General features: G+C 43.9%; 15 protein-coding genes and 9 tRNA genes. 1 reads left to right on the forward strand and 23 read right to left on the reverse strand.

Annotated elements, in window-relative coordinates; translation table 11 throughout:
- Positions 1-90 precede the first annotated feature (90 nt).
- From ACFYU8_RS27985 to sigW, 13 genes are all read right to left on the reverse strand, one after another.
- Positions 91-1,803, reverse strand: a complete 1,713-nt coding sequence (locus ACFYU8_RS27985) for a DUF4179 domain-containing protein (protein ID WP_390305987.1) — start codon at positions 1,801-1,803, stop codon at positions 91-93.
- Positions 1,800-2,354 carry an RNA polymerase sigma factor gene (locus tag ACFYU8_RS27990; protein WP_144618167.1) on the reverse strand — a complete coding sequence of 185 codons (555 nt, stop codon included), beginning with the start codon at positions 2,352-2,354 and terminating at the stop codon, positions 1,800-1,802. Before ACFYU8_RS27990 ends, ACFYU8_RS27985 begins: the two co-directional genes overlap by 4 nt.
- Positions 2,355-3,013: 659 nt before the next feature.
- Positions 3,014-3,364, reverse strand: a complete 351-nt coding sequence (locus ACFYU8_RS27995) for a DUF7674 family protein (RefSeq protein WP_390305989.1) — start codon at positions 3,362-3,364, stop codon at positions 3,014-3,016.
- A gap of 220 nt (positions 3,365-3,584) precedes the next feature.
- Positions 3,585-3,980, reverse strand: a complete 396-nt coding sequence (locus ACFYU8_RS28000; RefSeq protein ID WP_144618169.1) for a GNAT family N-acetyltransferase — start codon at positions 3,978-3,980, stop codon at positions 3,585-3,587.
- A gap of 835 nt (positions 3,981-4,815) precedes the next feature.
- The gene (locus ACFYU8_RS28005) at positions 4,816-5,754 is read right to left on the reverse strand and encodes a TniB family NTP-binding protein (RefSeq protein ID WP_390305992.1); all 939 of its coding nucleotides are present in this window, start codon (positions 5,752-5,754) and stop codon (positions 4,816-4,818) included.
- A 12-nt stretch (positions 5,755-5,766) separates the two neighbouring features.
- Positions 5,767-7,833 carry a Mu transposase C-terminal domain-containing protein gene (locus ACFYU8_RS28010; RefSeq protein ID WP_390305995.1) on the reverse strand — a complete coding sequence of 689 codons (2,067 nt, stop codon included), beginning with the start codon at positions 7,831-7,833 and terminating at the stop codon, positions 5,767-5,769.
- On the reverse strand, positions 7,808-8,575 hold the full coding sequence (locus tag ACFYU8_RS28015) for a PDDEXK family nuclease (RefSeq protein ID WP_390305997.1): 768 nt from the start codon (positions 8,573-8,575) through the stop codon (positions 7,808-7,810). The genes ACFYU8_RS28010 and ACFYU8_RS28015 overlap by 26 nt, the downstream gene beginning before the upstream one ends.
- 264 nt (positions 8,576-8,839) lie before the next feature.
- Positions 8,840-10,672 carry a glutamine--fructose-6-phosphate transaminase (isomerizing) gene (gene glmS, locus ACFYU8_RS28020; protein WP_390305998.1) on the reverse strand — a complete coding sequence of 611 codons (1,833 nt, stop codon included), beginning with the start codon at positions 10,670-10,672 and terminating at the stop codon, positions 8,840-8,842.
- A 482-nt stretch (positions 10,673-11,154) separates the two neighbouring features.
- On the reverse strand, positions 11,155-12,501 hold the full coding sequence (gene glmM / locus ACFYU8_RS28025; RefSeq protein WP_390305999.1) for a phosphoglucosamine mutase: 1,347 nt from the start codon (positions 12,499-12,501) through the stop codon (positions 11,155-11,157).
- A gap of 43 nt (positions 12,502-12,544) precedes the next feature.
- Positions 12,545-13,792, reverse strand: a complete 1,248-nt coding sequence (locus tag ACFYU8_RS28030) for a CdaR family protein (protein WP_390306000.1) — start codon at positions 13,790-13,792, stop codon at positions 12,545-12,547.
- Positions 13,785-14,609 carry a diadenylate cyclase CdaA gene (gene cdaA / locus ACFYU8_RS28035; RefSeq protein ID WP_390306002.1) on the reverse strand — a complete coding sequence of 275 codons (825 nt, stop codon included), beginning with the start codon at positions 14,607-14,609 and terminating at the stop codon, positions 13,785-13,787. Before cdaA ends, ACFYU8_RS28030 begins: the two co-directional genes overlap by 8 nt.
- 105 nt (positions 14,610-14,714) lie before the next feature.
- Positions 14,715-15,338 (reverse strand): zf-HC2 domain-containing protein, encoded by a 624-nt coding sequence (locus ACFYU8_RS28040; RefSeq protein ID WP_390306004.1) that lies wholly within the window; start codon positions 15,336-15,338, stop codon positions 14,715-14,717.
- A 17-nt stretch (positions 15,339-15,355) separates the two neighbouring features.
- Entirely contained in the window at positions 15,356-15,919 is a 564-nt protein-coding gene (sigW, locus tag ACFYU8_RS28045; RefSeq protein ID WP_390306006.1) for an RNA polymerase sigma factor SigW, read from the reverse strand.
- Positions 15,920-16,089: 170 nt separating this feature from the next.
- On the opposite strand from sigW, the gene ACFYU8_RS28050 reads away from it, so the two are divergent.
- Entirely contained in the window at positions 16,090-16,248 is a 159-nt protein-coding gene (locus tag ACFYU8_RS28050) for a Spo0E family sporulation regulatory protein-aspartic acid phosphatase (RefSeq protein WP_390306008.1), read from the forward strand.
- Positions 16,249-16,341: 93 nt separating this feature from the next.
- On the opposite strand, the gene rocF is transcribed toward ACFYU8_RS28050, so the two are convergent.
- From rocF to ACFYU8_RS28100, 10 genes are all read right to left on the reverse strand, one after another.
- Positions 16,342-17,238, reverse strand: a complete 897-nt coding sequence (gene rocF, locus ACFYU8_RS28055) for an arginase (RefSeq protein WP_390306014.1) — start codon at positions 17,236-17,238, stop codon at positions 16,342-16,344.
- Positions 17,239-17,409: 171 nt separating this feature from the next.
- A tRNA-Gly gene (locus ACFYU8_RS28060) sits at positions 17,410-17,483 on the reverse strand.
- 9 nt (positions 17,484-17,492) lie between these two features.
- A tRNA-Pro gene (locus tag ACFYU8_RS28065) sits at positions 17,493-17,569 on the reverse strand.
- A gap of 32 nt (positions 17,570-17,601) precedes the next feature.
- Positions 17,602-17,675: transfer RNA gene (locus tag ACFYU8_RS28070), tRNA-Arg, on the reverse strand.
- Positions 17,676-17,695: 20 nt separating this feature from the next.
- Positions 17,696-17,771 (reverse strand) — tRNA-Lys (locus ACFYU8_RS28075).
- A 6-nt stretch (positions 17,772-17,777) separates the two neighbouring features.
- Positions 17,778-17,852, reverse strand: a tRNA-Gln gene (locus ACFYU8_RS28080).
- A 20-nt stretch (positions 17,853-17,872) separates the two neighbouring features.
- Positions 17,873-17,957, reverse strand: a tRNA-Tyr gene (locus tag ACFYU8_RS28085).
- An 8-nt stretch (positions 17,958-17,965) separates the two neighbouring features.
- A tRNA-Val gene (locus ACFYU8_RS28090) sits at positions 17,966-18,041 on the reverse strand.
- 86 nt (positions 18,042-18,127) lie between these two features.
- A tRNA-Glu gene (locus tag ACFYU8_RS28095) sits at positions 18,128-18,201 on the reverse strand.
- A gap of 19 nt (positions 18,202-18,220) precedes the next feature.
- Positions 18,221-18,296 (reverse strand) — tRNA-Thr (locus ACFYU8_RS28100).
- Between the last annotated feature and the right edge of the window lie 16 nt (positions 18,297-18,312).

The raw sequence follows: 18,312 nt of genomic DNA on the forward strand, positions 1-18,312 counted from the left end.
CAACTCAAATCAGAGTTTGCTAAATACTGACTTCAATTGCAAAGAAGCCGCCCGATCCCTATTACAGGAACGAGCGGCTTGGTTATCACACTACTTCTTTTCTTCCTTGATTTGCACTTCCCAATCGACTTTGTTCTCTTTTATTACACGATCGAGCACAACTGATATTTCCTTCACATCTTTTTTCTCAAAGCGCACTTCTAGCTTCCCTTCGAGTTTTATCGTACCATCTTGGTTTTCTTTTTTGTTGACCCTTAACCATACTAGTTCGGCATCATTCCCGTTTTCGTCCTTCACCGTCCATCGCTCTGGAAGCCCCACAATATCTTTGGCCAGAATGGCTTCCAATGGAATATCGAATGAGGTATCCTCCTCATCAACTTCCATTTCGATCGATTTAAACGTGATTTGGTTCCCAACTACATCCACTTTTTTCGGACCTTTCTCTAGTTCAGCAAGAGATAGCTTGGTTTGAGAAGAGACTTTCTCTCCTGTATAGACAGCATCGAGCTTCATTGTCAAGTTTTTTGCAGGGTCCAGCGGCATGTACGTATGGACAAAACTCGTACTTGGCTGCCACTTCTCTGTGAAGTTAATCGACGCGCCATGGCTCATGCCTATGATATTGAGAGTGCTGTTGATTTCATCGGATTCAATCATATCATCCCATTTGCCCACTACAGTACCCTTTTCATCGACAAGCTCGTAACGAAAACCCTCCACTACTTTCTCATTCGGATTGCTGTTTGAGAACTCTAGCTGCGTAGCAGTGGGAACAAAGCGCGCTTCTTTTAGCTCTACTGTTGCCCCTGTTGGAGTTTTTAACTCCTTGTTTAACGCTACTGTTTTCATGGCTGCTTTTGCTGGTCGCATATCAATCGGGATATCGAAATTCCACGTGCCTTTCGTATTTGTCAGGCGCTTCACGCGCATTTCCAAAATCAATTCGTCCGGCATTGGATTCGCTTCATTAAAGAATGCGCCCAGACCGCCTCCGTAGCCGTAGGCGAAGTTTTCACCGTTCGGCAGCGGCAGCCACCTCAGCAGTTCCGATTGATCATCTAATCGTTTGATTACTTTGCCATTTTTATCTTTCAGTCGAACTTCCCTGAATTCATTCACATTGTCGCTTGAAATGAACGTGAACTCATCCTCCCAGAACGAAGGAATCTTTTTGCCTGACGAGTCCGTTACAGAGCCCAGAATTATGATACGCAAGGGATCTGCTACAACCGCACTGATTTCCATGGTCAGACCTTGGTCTGTCACCTTCATGTCAAGCGGCTGTACAAAGCCGTTTTCTGCCGCTTTCTTCACGCCAATGTCTGTCTGCTTTTTATCAAACAGGTCGACTACTTGTTTCGCATTGTATGGCCCTTTTGTTACCGTTACCTCGCTCGAATTGACCGATGCATAGATTCCATTCACATAGTTCGCAAACGTAGGAGAAACTGCTGTTCCGAATGTGACAACCATAGCCAATCCCGCAACTGCAATCGTTGTTTTCTTCACAATATCCACACTCCGCTTTTTCCAATTTATTTGAACTGGTTGTTTTTGTACTGGTTTGAGTACGTTCATCGGGTAGGCAGGGAGTTTGTCCATGACATTTTGGATGGTTGCCTCCGTCTGCCATACTTCTTCCACTTCATCATCGGATGTATCTAGCTCATCCAAATATTGCTCAAACTTGATCTGACACGAGCTGCATGTGTCCAGATGCCGTTGTATTTCTTGTTTTACTCGTAAAGGAAGCTTGTCTTCCAGATACGCGTTCAGCATGAATTTATCCAAGCATGTCATAGGTGGAGGTCCCCTCCTTGCCCCGAATTCGTAATGGCATTTCTGAGCTTGTCCTTGCCTCTGGAAAGACGCATTCGCACCGTACTGATGGGAACACCCAGCTCCTCGCTAATTTCTTCGTAGCTCAAAAATTGGAGGTAACGCAGTTCCAGGACAACGCGGTATTTGGACTCCAGGGTCATCATTCGATTTTGTAAAAAGACTTTCTGCTCTTTCGCAAGGTACTCAAGTTCAGGTGTATGACTGGTAGCCAGTTCAATCTCTGCTTCTATAACCGGAATCGATCGTTTCCGATTACGGAGTTCATCAAAGCAATAATTGGTGGCGATCCTGTAGAGCCAGGCACCGAATTCGTAGCTTTTGCTGTAGTCACCCAAATGGTAGTACACCTTGATAAAGATCTCCTGAGCCACGTCCTGTTCAAGATGCGGCTGTCCGATCATCTTGCGAATGAGCAATCTGACCCTTTTGTTATATTTTTGTATGATCTGAGAATACGCCTCTTTGTTTCCTCGGAGGACTTCCTCAATGATCAGCCTGTCGTCCTGCATCTGTCTTCCTCCCCATATCAAAAACCTGTATCGAGGGCTACAGGTTCAAAAAGGTACGCTGCGCAGCTATCGCCTTTTTGCTTGTACACTTTATTACGACGGTAAATGGTGGAAAAAGATCTCAACTTTTTTTGAAAAATTTTAGGTAAGTTTAAAAAGTCGAACGAGACAGTGGAGGTTTGTATTACCTGAGAGTTATTTACGGCAATGGAGTAGCCTTAATAGAAATCCAGAAGCAATCACTGCAGACAGTCATATCTATTATAGGAATGTCTTTCGTTACTGTCATAACCGAGAAGATTCAGATGGGAGACGGCATCTAAACAGAACGAGAGGAAGAGAGGGATGATCCAAAAAGTGAAATCGCCTGACTGCTTAGAAAGAGAATAATTTTGTTTTCCAATGTGGATTTGGCGCTACATGATCGTTTGCTTCCATCACTTATGTTTAGCCTCCCATTGCCAAAAATCAGATACCCAACATTTTATCAAGACGAGCAACATTATTGGTCCTTCACTTAGCTGTATGATATAGCTGACTATGGGTATAATTCAGGTGGCAACTTTAAAGCTGCCACCCAGGTTTATTAAGCCACTATTCTGGAATAAACAGCACTTTATCTTCCATTTTCACTTCATTATTCCACTGTTATACCCAAACTAATATCCGAATTCTCTCTCTATATCATCACAAAGTTCTCTTGTTCGCTTTCCCATGCTTGATTTTGCATGGTGAATAATTTCCCTTTCAACAATTAACGATTCAATAACTGAAACAACTACTAACTCCTGAATTCTCTCATCACTACTTAGAGACATCTCTTCAATAAAGTTAAACATCACATCTAAAGGTTTATTTTCCTCCAGATTTTTTATTATAAAGGGTACCACCATTATCCCAAATAAGACATGAGGTAACTCCTCCTCTAACCATTCCATTCCTTTCTCATAATGTGGTCTAATCTGGGGCACAACGGTTAATAACCTTGTAGTTACATTATCGTAATTCATCTTAATGTTCACCTTCTTACAACTCGGAACTAGATTTTTGCCGCAGTTTTACAACTTGGGTGGATTTTAGTTCCAGGACATACCTTTTAGATTTACCTGTCTTTAGTTCAACAAACAAAAACGGATGCCGCAGCACCCGTTTTATTTCGATACCAGCCATGGACGGGAAAATAAAGTCCTAGATTGCCGCTTTTTTATTGAACTATCGTGTCCCGTTGGTTTAATCTTTCCTCCTCCATAATCCCCCAGAACAGGGAGTGAATCCACTCCTTGTATAAAAGGATGTATGTTTTGAATCGTATGTCAATGTTACAATCTCTAACCCAACTCGTTCTGCCTCTTGCAGTAATTTCCTAACTAAGGATTCGCCAATTCCTTTTTTCTGATATTCCGGGTGTACAATTATGTCTTCCATGTACCCATGTTGCAACCCCATCCCGGCAACATAGCCGAATGCTATAAGCTTATTTTCCTCATCTCTGAGACCAGCCCAAAAGTTACAACGTTCGAATAATGTTGGATAATCTGAATATCTGCCGTCCCAACCAACCAGTTCCCTCAAATTGGGGACTTCATCCGCTACTATTGGTAGATTAATTATTATCTCTTGCTTCAATTTATTATTCTCCCTTGTCTTTTCTAAATTTGTTCTACACTATCTTGAAACTATCCTGCCAGTTCGTATTATGAGGTCAGCCAGTTTTTACTGGTTGACCATAACTTGGTCACCAGTCTAGAACTTTATTAATCATCACTGCACCACACTTAATAAAAATGCATTAACTGTTTAGGCTAATGCTTTTTTGGTTACCAACTATATTTTGCAAAAACAGTGGTCATAACATGATCACATGTATGGATTTCCCATAATAAATTTAAAGCTAAATTTCAGTCATTTTTAAACACAAAAAAACCTTGCTACAGTAAAGTGAACTGTAGCAAGGCAGGGCCAACATAAATTACAGTGAGTGATAATTTATGTTCATGCATTATTACCCGGGCAGCTTTGATCATTAGATTTCGGAAATTTAACGACTCTAAAGTAAATTTAGTAACTCTAATGTCACTGAACAGTCACTGAACACTTAGTTGATGGGAAATATTTGTGCTGACAACCCTTTAATAAGAAGATCATCGATTCCTTTTGCAATTTTTTGATCCCATGCTGCACGAAACACTTGAATCTTAATGAAATAACAAGATAGTTCTTTAGCAGATCTTGTTGAATATCAGTGATTATTAAGAACCCCCCACTTTTAAATTCCAAACTTATTGGGAAATTACAGAAGAAACAAATCATATCGACTCAAACAAAAAAGCTGACCTCAAGAGTATTGATGTCAGCACTAGATGATTGCTTTTTAAAATAATTCAAACTAAGTGTATTCTTTCCGTAATATCAGCAACTCCTTTCTAATAGCTTCAATATTAAATTCTACCTTGTAAATTTATTATTCTTCTTCAAACTCACTGTCCTTCCACATATCCTTCCGCTCATCATCAGTTATATCGCCAAGCACGTTTCTAAATGCTCTTTTTAAAATTGCACCTGTTAAGTCTATCTGGGAAAAGTCATTAAAGTCTGGTTCATACACACCAAGTATCCGATAAGCTTCTTGAAGTGATTGAACTAAATATCCGGGACGTCCAAAACTGTATTGAAACAGAGCCTCTGGTAGTGGTGTTGTTGAATCCGAAAGACCTATAGGATTGGGAGGTGCTAATTGCTCCTCAATCAATGATAAGAATTGAAGGAACTTATCATCGCATTCTTTAAATGTTTCTAGCCTAATAGGCGAGAATCTCTTTTTATACTGCTCATCCAGTTTTCTTAATTCGTTTACTTTGTGAGTTCCAACACAGACTAAGGTGATTTTCGCATCATTTGCCACATGTTTTATGGTATCCATTGCTTCTTCGTTCGAAACATTCCTTGAACTTAGTATAAAATCCAATTCATCTAGAATAAGCATTTCTACGCGTTGTCTTTCCAACAAATGAAATGCCTGTGTTTTCACTTCTCCAATCAAAGGCCTACCAGGCAGACGAGGAGCTCCCAACGCTTTCACGATCTTATGGTAAAATTCTTGAACCGTAAACGGATGAGGTAATTCTAAATACACCACTGGCTTAATATCAATCTCGGTGCCTTCATCATCAACTAACATGTATTCCTTATATCTATCTCTATATGCTTCTGATAAAACTGTTTTTCCAACACCCGACGGCCCCATCATAAAATAATGATTATACGATTTTTTACTTTTTTTTGCCTGGTTCATCACGCGCTTGGAATCAAACATTTCCCAAATTTCAGATATACGTGGATGAACTACGAAAAGATTAGCAACGCGATCTGCGAATTCTATATACGGGTTTTGTTCTTCCATTCTATCCTCCTATTACCTTGTGCTTTTTTGTAAATCATATAAATCAAATAAATCAACTTCAGGTTTATTTTTGTTTGGTACCTTTGTTGGAGGAGACAATTTATACTCATACCCCATTCTTTGTGCCTCTTGAATTTCTCTTCTGTTTAATTGTTTTTTTGCTTCTACTTTCGCATGTAAATTCGACTTCGCTTCCGCTAGCTGCCTTGATCCTGGAATCCGATTCATATTCAATTTCCCTAGTGTACGGAGGTTCTCTAACATCTTTTTATACATATATCTACTTACACCGTACAGTTCATTAGCCGGTGGGTTAGCTGCGAAGACTTCAACGTATTCGTTCGTTTTGGGTAATAGAATATAAATCCTTGATATGTCATCAATATCGTATTTAACTTTGTATTTTACATACCTTCCTTGGATCATGTGGAATAATTCTGGTGACTTATATTCTACGTTTTCTAACCTTACCCCATCTCGAGTGTAAGGCTTCTCAATCGTCGGCAATAGTTCAATCTTGTAATATGGCTCATCCTCTTCATTTATCCACTCCGGGACACCAGTAGAACTCAAGCCATCAAAATACATACTAGCTGGGGTGGGGGTGTCTAAGGGTAACCCCCGATGTACTTTATGGTGATATATGTCCGTAATATAAAGAGTAAGTAATTCGATAACATCATCTAAGGTGTATATCGCGTTTTCTTCCGGATTATAGTCCCCTAAATCCTCGACTGAACTTTTTCGAGTACCATCGAGAGAATGAATAATGCCCCAGTTTAACGTGCCAATTAAACGTTCAATAGTTCCTCCATAGTTTGGTGTTTTGACCGGTCGATATCTTACCTCTGAATGTAGAGTGTCGTTTATCATTCGTTTCACTTCTGCATTTTTAAACTCCGGTCCATTATCCATGTAAATAATTGATGGTATTCCGTGAATATCCCAATCATTTAATGTGTTATACTTCTCTCTTGATCGTTTCAAGAAGATCCCATGTTCGATTGCCTTTCGAACCTTATTTGCGGAGGGGTGTTCAAAAGAAATGTGCATACACCATACCATGCGTGTGTAAACATCAATACCTAAGGTGATCCAAGGGCGCCCCGTCACATCTCCTGTTTTACTAATTACATCAATATCTAACTGAGTATGGTCAATCTCGACAATATGAAGAGGAAAAAGAGCCTCTTGATTTGACCATCCCCGTTGTACCGGATTATATTTCTGAGCAGCAGCTCTTCCATCTCGCATCCTTTCCCTGATTTGCTTATCAATTCTTCCGATCAATTTAGCGACTGTATCATAATCAATCGGATCTAACTTAGCTTGAGTACATTTTGTTTCTATCTTTCTAGCTATCATTGAAATTTTAGGTCTCTTTGTAGATAAGTAATCCATTTCAATTACTTCTTTCAAGATCGGTAAATATCGCTCATCTTTCCTGATATATATGGTATCCAACACCAGATCTTTTTTCTTAGGATGGCATATTAACAACGGCTTCTCATCAGACCTGATCCTATCTCCTTTAAAAACATTTTTTCTAATAAGCCCCTCAATCCCTGATGTTGGTCGTTCATTTTCCTCTCGTCTATAATCAGCCAGATACCTTTTTAAGGTCCTAGTCGATATTCCTGTTTTGCTAGCAATCTGTTGTAGTACGAATTTCTGAGTTACCTTCTCAATGTTCTGAACCCCAGTCAGATATTCTCGATATCTTTCGGCTAATTGGTAATGTGCTTTCAGGTCACCATTTTTAGCTTTATCGAGCAGCAATAATGGATCAATTACTTCGAATCTCTGGGATACCTCTTGCCGGTTTTTTTCCGAAAGTGCATCAAGATTAGAGAAATGCCTGGTTTTAGATTCTTCTGACTTTTGACTCACTCTTTTCTGAATCAACGCACTTGGTTCAAATGTTGGATTCGTGATTAGGGAGAGAAAGTCATACTCCTCTTCAACTGCCGCATTTCCAGCTGCAATGACGTATACCTTTGGGGCATTAATATGAGTTACAACGTATCTTCTGCCATGTAACTGAAACTCGTCATTAATTTTTAAATTGAAAAGTTTCAAAGCTATCACTCTCCCCCAGAAACTGTCGTAACTGACCAGAAAAATTCCCTAACGTAACTAAAGTGTGCTCATTAATTGTCTTTTGTAAGTTGACATTGAACACACCTGTTGCAATTAAGTGATATACAACTGGAAGTATATATCGAAAATCCACACTAGCCGTGAAGCTTCGAGCTAGATCTAAGACAGATGAAGTTTCTAAATAAGATAGCTTATTAATAACTTGATCCACCCATTGCGAATAACTTTTTCTTTTCTTAAGGTAAGGATTTAAGAATTTAAGATTGCGTACTACCACTTCAGGTAATGTCTTCGGATAAATCACGCTATACTTCCAATTTTGAGAGAATGCTAATTTTTCACATCGACTATTACATAATTTAAAAATCTCTGTCTCAATATCGGGTGAATTCTTAATTTGATACAAGTGAGGAACTGAGCCTTGACGAAATACGAGTACATCTGGAACATGAAACCATTGCTTTAAATCTCCATCCTTATTCAGATTTTTCATGGGGACGTTTATCGGTTGGACATAGTATCGCATGGAGGCCTGATCGAGTTCTAAAAAGTAATAAAATAAGCATTCGGCTAATGAATGGTACGCTACATCCCTACTCATTTTGTAGCTTGCTATAGACCCGATTACATGGGGTTTGTTGTGGCTCCCTTTGTTATCAACTTTACGTTTTGGTGCGTAGAGCTTGTCCTCTTTACTCCAATTACGGTTTGACCAATCCAAAACGTTCCCCCCTGTTTATTCGCCCCGAAAAGTGTCGAGACTTGTTCCATACGATTTCTCACATAATCTCACGGCTAAATTATCCAGTCAATACAAAAATAACCAATTTATTTCATTTTTAAACACAAAAAAACCTTGCTACAGTAAGGTGATACTGCAGCAAGGCTGGGCCAGCATATGTTACAACGTGTGACAAAGTATCTTCCCGAAGGTGACAAACTATATTACTACCCACACCAACAAGGATGTTCTTATTCTTCAATCCTACTCAACCGTCACACTCTTCGCCAAGTTCCGTGGTTTATCCACATCGAGGCCGCGAGCGACAGAAGCGTAGTAGGCAAGCAATTGCAATGGAATGACGGTCAGAATCGGTGTGAGCATTGGCAGAGTGGCTGGCATGTAAATGACCTCATCCACACTCTTCGCCAGGTCGTGGTTGCCTTCTGTCGCAAAGCCCAGTACATGAGCGCCGCGAGCTTTTACTTCCACGATGTTGCTTACCGTTTTTTCGTAGATGTCTGGTTGCGTAGCCAAAGCTACAACTGGAACATTATCTTCAATCAGCGCAAGAGTACCGTGCTTCAGCTCACCAGCAGGATACGCCTCGGAGTGAATGTAGGAGATTTCCTTCAGCTTCAGAGAGCCTTCCAGCGATACCGCATAGTCGAGGCTACGGCCGATGAAGAACAGGCTGCTTACCTCTTTTGTGCCCTCCGCAAAGCGACGAATTTGATCATCGTCCTCCAGCATGGAAGCGATTTTGCCAGGGATCTCGCTCAGGTGCTCAACGACTTCAGCAATCTCAGCAACCGCCATTGTGCCTTTTACTTGAGCCAAATACAGGCTGAACAAGTACAGGGCAACGACTTGGGAGGTGTATGCTTTTGTGGATGCTACCGCTACTTCCGGACCAGCCCACGTAAAGATCACTTCGTCAGCTTCACGAGCGACAGAGCTGCCTACCACGTTGGTGATAGCCATTACCTTCACGTTGCTCTTTTTCGCCTCACGCAGCGCAGCCAGCGTGTCTGCTGTCTCACCAGATTGGCTGATGACGATCATCAGTGTCTTGTCTGTGTAGATCGGATCACGGTAACGGAACTCGGAAGCAACTGCTACCTCTACTGGTACGCGAGTCCATTTCTCGATAACATCCTTACCGACGAGACCTGCGTGCATGGAAGTACCGCATGCCACGATGTAGATGCGATCGTATGTCGCCAGTTCCACATCGCTCATTTTCAGCTCAGGCAAAATCACTCGCTTGTTGTCCTCGTCAATGCGGGCACCCATGGTATCGCGAACAGCTTGAGGCTGCTCGTGCATTTCCTTGAGCATGAAGGAATCATATCCGCCTTTTTCCGCTTGTACCAGATCCCACTCGACATGGAACAGTTCCCGCTCGATTTTCTCTCCGGTCTCTGCGTCCATCAGTTCCACACCATCGCGAGTCAACACAGCCATTTCGCCTTCGTTCAAAATGTACACGTCACGTGTATGCTCCAAAATAGCCGGGATATCCGAACCGATAAAGCTTTCGCCTTGACCCACACCAACTACCAATGGGCTAGCCAAACGAATCGCTACCAGCTTATCTGGCTCATGCTCAGTCATGATACCCAATGCATAGGCACCACGCATGCGTTGAACCGCACGGCGCGCTGTAGAAACGATATCGCCATCGTACATGTCAGCGAGCAAGTGAGCGATAACCTCGGTATCTGTCTCAGAGGTGAACGTGTAGCCTTTTGCGAGCAGCTCTTCTTTCAATGGCAGGAAGTTTTCGATAATCCCGTTGTGAACGACTGCAAAAGTCGATTTCTCGTCTGTATGCGGGTGGGAGTTCTCGTCGGACGGTTTTCCGTGTGTCGCCCAACGTGTATGCCCGATTCCCATAGAACCAGCCAATGGCTTCGACTCCAAACGGCCTTCCAGAACAGCCAGACGACCCTGAGCTTTTAAGTACTCCAATCCGTTTGCATTCACAACAGCGACCCCTGCTGAATCATAGCCGCGATACTCCAGCTTGCGAAGTCCTCCGATGACGATGTCTTGCGCTTGTTTATTTCCAATATATCCAACGATTCCGCACATAAGTGTATGGTCCCCTTCCAAATTGGCGAGGGACTTCGACCCGAACAATGGTACGGGGGTAAGTCCCCCGCCATTCCATGTTTTTTATAGGTTCATTTTGTTTCATCTATTTCGGCAATGGTAAAAAACGTATCACACGCAAGGTTTTGTCCATCAGATCACCCTGATGTTTTGTTCCTGCGCTCTGCGGCAGTGATACTGCTGCCGGGAGGTATCCGCCGAATCCTTCGATAAACCTCCACCTCGTCCACTGGGCTCCATGTCGGGCAGCCTCAGTGCTGGCGCTTTTCAACGATATGCATTTGATTTACGATGTTTGTTCTTTCTTGCACAACCCCTCCCATTTTTTTCTTTCTTGGTGCTAGCGCACATGAACACTGTACCACAGATTATGAAGAGCGACAATATTTCGTCGTCGTATTTTAGTTGTATGCAAAAGGGAGCGGCATCGAAACCGCTCCCTGCAACCTTTTACACTAATTTTACACCAGTTCTTGTTTGACCACGTCAACGATCCGATTCACGAGCCCTTCCAACTGAGCCGCATCTGGACCTTCTGCCATGACACGCACGATTGGTTCTGTTCCAGATGGACGAACCAGAACGCGACCATTGCCAGCCAAATCTTCTTCAACTTCACGAATCGCCTGGGCAATACCTTCATTGCCATTCAGCTTTGACTTGTCCTCTACACGGACATTGATCAGGAGCTGCGGATACTTGACCATCACTTGTTTGAGCTCGGACAACGGCTTGCCAGACTCCTTGATGATGTTCAAGAGCTGCAGCCCCGTTAACAGACCGTCTCCTGTCGTATTGTAATCCAGGAAGACGATATGACCGGACTGTTCGCCACCGAGATTATAGCCGCCACGCAGCATCTCTTCTACTACATAGCGATCCCCTACAGCAGTCTTCGTCGTATTGATGGAGCACTCCTCCATCCCTTTGAAGAAGCCCATGTTGGCCATCACTGTCGTGACAACTGTATTGTTGTTGAGCTTTCCTTTTGCCTTGAGTGCTCGTGCACAGATCGCCATAATGTAGTCGCCGTCGATGATTTCACCATTATTATCCACTGCAATGCAGCGATCCGCGTCCCCATCAAAGGAAAGACCCAAGTCAGCTTTATGCTTTAAGACTTCTTCTACTAGACGTTCAGGATGCGTTGAACCGCACTGGTCATTGATGTTGATTCCATTCGGATTCGCACCAATCGTGATCACTTCAGCGTCCACATCCGCAAACAGACGAGCTGCCAATGATGAGACAGCACCATTTGCACAGTCCAGGACTACCTTCAGACCGTCAAATCGCTCAGATACGGTACTCTTCAAGTGAGAGAGGTACTTTTGTCCACCCTCCAGGAATTCCAGAACCGTCCCGATTTGTTCGCCTGTTGGTCGAGGCATAGTATCCTCTGTCGCGTCCAAATACTGTTCTACTTCTGCTTCCACTTCGTCGGACAGTTTAAAACCGTTGCTGCCGAAGAACTTGATTCCGTTATCCGGAAACGGATTGTGAGAGGCGGAGATCATAACACCCGCATCTGCACCAAGTGCACGTGTGAGATACGCTACCCCCGAGGTAGAGATAACACCCAATCTGACCACTTCTGCTCCAACCGATAACAGTCCAGCCAAAAGTGCGTTTTCCAGCATTTGTCCGGAAATGCGCGTATCGCGCCCAATCACCACTTTTGGTTTCCCTTCCTGCTTGTGTCTGGTGAGAACGTAACCGCCAACGCGTCCGATTTTAAATGCCAGCTCGGGTGTCAGTTGTGTATTTGCTACACCGCGTACACCGTCTGTTCCGAAATACTTCCCCATGATTGTCCCTCATTTCCTTCCTTGTGCACACAACAGCTTATGTCTACCTTTGCTTGTTCGTGATTTGAATTGTGACCTTTTTCGGTGCGCTCGCAGAAGTCTTGATATACTCCGACTGATTGAAGATGTAATTCAATGGTACCTCGTATACACCCGCCGGCATATTGCTGACATCTGCTACGACCTGCAAGTCTTCATGCCTCAACTGATTCAGCACTTCAGGTGCGCCGATCACGTCGAAGTCGATTGTAGACATCTCTTGGCCATCGGTGGATAGTACCTTAGCTTCCATGCTTTCTGATAGCCCGCTAATGCGAATCGGAATCTTATCCAAACGCTTGGTCGTTGATGGAACGACTTTCAGCGATACGGTCAAATACTCCGGCTCTACCTTCACAATATTATCCATTAACGGTATCTTTAGCTCTATGTCGCGATCTGATGTAATGTTGCCGAGATCGATTTCCGGCCCTGGGTATGTGTTGGATTTGATGCCATCAATGACTTCCTTCGGTCCATAGACCGTGACCTCTTCCACGTTCATACCCATACTAGCCAAACTATATCCATTCGGCAATTCATTCGTCAAGTTTAATTTGATTGGCACTTTGGCAAACGGACTCGTTACGGGGATGTTGACTTCTACCGTAAGTGGCACCACATCCGCCCCTTGAATCACGTTACCAGACTTGTCCACGACTTTAAGCGGAACCGTTGTTTTGATTGCCGAAGTTGCCCCTTCCAGGTCAACCGAAGCCTTAACTGCTGCTACCTTATTCACTTGGCTTTCAGGTACCCTTACAAGCGCTCTAAACGGCTTCACAATAGGCTCTCCAGCCGTGTAACCAGGGGCGACCTGTCCCAATTTTTCCACGGAAACTTCACGCTCAACGGTCTTTTTCTCTTCCAAGGTAATTTCCACGATATTCGGGATGATTCCTACCTTGACTTCATCCGGGAATCCCTTGTACTGGACAGGTACACGATGTGTTCCTTTGCCCAGGTTCGTCGCATCGACATACACTTCCCACGATTCCTCTGGGAAGAAATTGTGTCGATAAAAAGGATTATTGCTTTCCAAGGCGACCTTTACCGTTCGTTGCTGCTTGACCACCTGATAACGATCGGTATCGTATCTCACATGCAAATTGACACTATCAATAAAAGTTGGCTGACTTGCCTCAGGAGTCGTCGTTTGTTCTGCTTCCAGGTTGACAATCATCCACGTCATGACAGCCAAAAGCAATGCAACAGCACGTGCAAACCAATGACTGTTTAACCATTTATCCATGTTTTCGCCTCCATTGCCAACGACTTCCCATGGATTTGCCTTTGGACAGAGGCTGAAGCTGTTCTGTCAGCATCTCTGCCAGTTGCGCCTCCGTCAGATTGCGATTCATTGCTCCATGCGCGGCAAAGGACACCTGACCAGTCTCTTCGGAAACAATGATCGCAATGCCATCAGAAACCTCACTTAACCCTATTGCCGCTCGATGGCGTGTTCCCAACTCCTTGGAGATGGAATTGTTCTCAGACAGTGGAAGATAACAGGCAGCAGCCATAATCATGTCTTTTCGCATAATGACTGCCCCGTCATGCAACGGTGTATTCGGGATGAAAATATTAATCAACAGCTCCGAGCTGACTCGCCCGTTAATGCCAATACCCGTTTCCACGTAGTCATTTAGACCCGTCTCTCTCTCAATGACGATCAATGCACCAATCCGACGTTTGGCCATGTACGTAACCGATTTACCCACCTCTTGAACCAAGCGGGTAACCGCTTCGTCATCCTGCGTACTGCTTGATCGGGAAAAAAGCTTGCCTCGACCAAGCTGCTCCAATGCTCGACGCAACTCTGGCTGGAAGATAATGACGACGGCCAAAACCCCGAATGTAAAAGCTTGATTCATCAGTGCGTGCAATGCCGTCAGCTGAAAATATTTACTAAGGAACCATGTGATCACGATGACCATAATCCCCTTCAGCAATTGTACAGCGCGCGTCCCGCGAATAAGCATGATTATTTTATAGAACACGTATGTAACGAGTAAAATATCCGTTGCATACCGTAGCAAATCCCCATATTCCATGGATATCGATATCATAACGAAGCCCCCATATCTCGCTCCATCTAATGAAGTCAGTCTATCTCCTGCGGAAAAAGCACGGCTCCACTGCCGTGCTCTGATAGCTGTACTCTCTATTTTCTCTTATGGCAAGATCGGAAGCAAGTCATTTCCAATATTTTTCACCTCATACCAAATCCAATCCATGATTGCTTCGATCGATTCGGTATTTCCCACGACTTGGGCGGTAGATGCCACGAACACTTTTCCTTCAATCGCCACAACATTCCCTGTTACATGGCCTTGAACATCTACGTTTCCGTTGCGTACAACCAAGTCTCCATCAATATTGGTTCCAGCTGGTACGACTACGACATTGCGTTCATGATCTATTTTTAGTTTATCCAAATTAGCAGAGGATACCTGTAAAGTGTCATCCCGATCAAACCAACTATTGAATACGCTGCCGGTCATCAAAAAGAGAAATACCGCTGCAGCTGTCAAAAACGGATGATTTCGAAGCCATCCTGATAACAGATTCGCTTTCGTCGGCGCAGGCAATTGCGCAAGTACACGAGCTGTAAAATCAGGAGAGACATGAATATGTGAAGCGCTTTGAACAAAAGCGATGGCTCTCTGCAACTCGTGTATATGCTGGCGACAACTCATACAAGACTTTATATGTGTTTGCAATTGCAGATTGGCTAATTCATCAGTGTCCCCATCTAGATATTCGTGGATGAGGCAAATCATATCCCGGCATTCCATCGTGATTTTCTCCTTTCTCACATCAATCGCAACTTGCTGCGTAAGGCTTCCCTTCCTCGGTGAATACGCGTCTTGATTGTCGTTATGGGAAGTTTTACGATATCGCTGATCTCCTGCAACGACAAATCCTCGATATAACGCAAGATCATAATCGAGCGATATTTGGGCTGTAAATGAGACAACGCACCTTGCACCGTCTCCTGCAGCTCCTGCGTTACGACTTTGTCCTCCGGTGTTCGCTCGTTAGAAGACAGGCGTGAATACCAGTCCAGGCCTTGCCCTGGTTCGGTTTCTTCATCCAATGAAAAGTCAGGTCGTTTTTTCCGGCCACGGTCGATACATAGATTGGTCGCGATCCTGTAGATCCACGTGGAGAACTTGTAGCTATCATCGTATGAATGCAAATTGGCATAAACACGCAAAAATGTTTCTTGCGCGATGTCCTCTGCATCCTGACGGTTTCCCACCATACGATAAGCGAGCTGAAATATCTTGTCTTTATAAATCTCGATTAACTCCGCATAAGCTTCACGGTCTCCGCGTTTTGCCCGCTGAGTCAACCGTTTCTCTACAAAATCCATGCGATCCTCCCCACAATACCGTAATCCTATATACGGATGATACTGCATATGGTTTCATTTTTAATCCTGTGTTTGTGCAGATAATTTGTTGGGAAATAGAGGAATAAGCGTATGGCTATCCTCTATATATAAGTAATGATATCTCATTTATCTCACGGCTGGAAAGGAGAGTGCGACGATTGTCAAAAAAAGACGTTCTCCTCGAGATTGAAATGCTGCGAAAAAAACTCAACGATCAGTACAAGAAACAAGCCTGCATTACTCCAGAATTAGTTACGCTTAGTGTGCAACTGGACCAGCTATTAAATAAACTACGTCTCCATCCTTAGAATGTACAGCTTTCCCCTATCAATGTAAAGATGCGGAAAAACAAAAAAAGAGGGCCAAAAGCCTCTCTTTTTTCATGAACTTCCTCTATTATTTTACAGTAATTTATCCCCAAAAACCGAACTCATTAAAGCGACTGCAACGCGAGCCGTCATGTTTTCTCGGTCAAGAATCGGGTTAACCTCCACGAATTCTGCTGAACAAAGAATATCCGCATCTGCCAGCATTTCCAATGAAACATGTCCTTCACGATAGGAAATACCACCTATTACTGGCGTCCCTACTCCTGGAGCATCATGTGGATCGAGACCATCCAAGTCGAGGCTCAAATGCACGCCATCTGTGTTTTTGGACACATGCGCGATTGCTTCATCCATGACTCGAGCCATACCAAGTTTATCAATTTCATGCATGGTGAAAACCTTCATCCCAATACGTTTGATCAATTCACGCTCACCTGAATCCAAATCACGCGCACCGATGATGACCACGTTTTCTGCCTTTACCTTTGGTGTATATCCCCCAATGTTCGTCAAACGCTCATGTCCATACCCCAAGCTCGCTGCCAAAGGCATTCCGTGAATATTTCCTGATGGAGAAGTGGCACCTGTATTCAAATCACCGTGAGCATCAAACCAAATCACACCCAGGTTTTTTACATGCTTAGCCACACCTGCTATGGTTCCAAGGGCAATGCTGTGATCGCCACCCAATACGAGCGGGAATCGACCTGCAGTCATGATATCGCTTACAACATTGGCAAGCTTTTCATTGGCTTCAACGACTTCATCCAGGTACTTATGGTTTTCCGTCTCGGTGAAGTGGTGAGGACGCGTTACAAAAATATCTCCTCGGTCTTCAATATTGAAACCCATCTTTTCCAGACGAGCTACAACACCTGCATAACGGATAGCGCTAGGTCCCATGTCAACTCCGCGGCGGTCTGCACCTAGATCCATCGGTACACCAACAATGCTCATGTTTTTGTTCATAGAAGTGCCACCCTTTCCTTCGTTCATTCATTTTCTACTCCTATATTGTAGCCCCGGAAAGCAAAATGACTCAACTCAACATGATTTTGCATAAATAACCTGTCGGACAAGCTTTGTCAAAAACACAAAAAAACGAGCAACCATTTCGGTTTCTCGTTTCTAGTAAGCATATGGAGCGGGTGATGGGAATCGAACCCACGCGACCAGCTTGGAAGGCTGGAGTTCTACCATTGAACTACACCCGCATATAAAAATGGTCGGGAAGACAGGATTCGAACCTGCGACCCCTTGGTCCCAAGCCAAGTACTCTACCAAGCTGAGCTACTTCCCGATTATTGTTCTTCAATTTTTAAAATGAAGATGCGTGCCCTGAGAGATTCGAACTCCCGACCTTTTGATTCGTAGTCAAACGCTCTATCCAGCTGAGCTAAGGGCACATATTTTGATTTTGAAAAACTGGTGAGCCATGAAGGACTCGAACCTTCGACCCTCTGATTAAAAGTCAGATGCTCTACCAACTGAGCTAATGGCTCGCAAAATGGCTGGGGTACTAGGATTTGAACCTAGGAATGACGGAGTCAAAGTCCGTTGCCTTACCGCTTGGCTATACCCCAACAACCAGCAAAGTAAAAAATGGTGGGGAGAGACGGATTCGAACCGCCGAACCCGGAGGGAGCAGATTTACAGTCTGCCGTGTTTAGCCACTTCACTATCTCCCCATTTTTTATGGTGGAGGCTGACGGGATCGAACCGCCGACCCTCTGCTTGTAAGGCAGATGCTCTCCCAGCTGAGCTAAGCCTCCATATCCCTGACAAAGTGACGAGTATGCTTCTTAGCATACTCTGAGAACTTTGCAGGTACCTTAACCGCTGTTAAGGCGTTTTTAGGTGACCCGTAGGGGATTCGAACCCCTGTATGACAGCGTGAAAGGCTGCTGTGTTAAACCGCTTCACCAACGGGCCATTTTCATGAGAATACTTCTGGTGCTCCCGACAGGAATCGAACCTGCGACCTCTTCCTTACCATGGAAACGCTCTACCGACTGAGCTACAGGAGCATCATATGGCTCCTCG

This window comes from Brevibacillus sp. NPDC003359 (assembly GCF_042878995.1).
Classification (GTDB): domain Bacteria; phylum Bacillota; class Bacilli; order Brevibacillales; family Brevibacillaceae; genus Brevibacillus.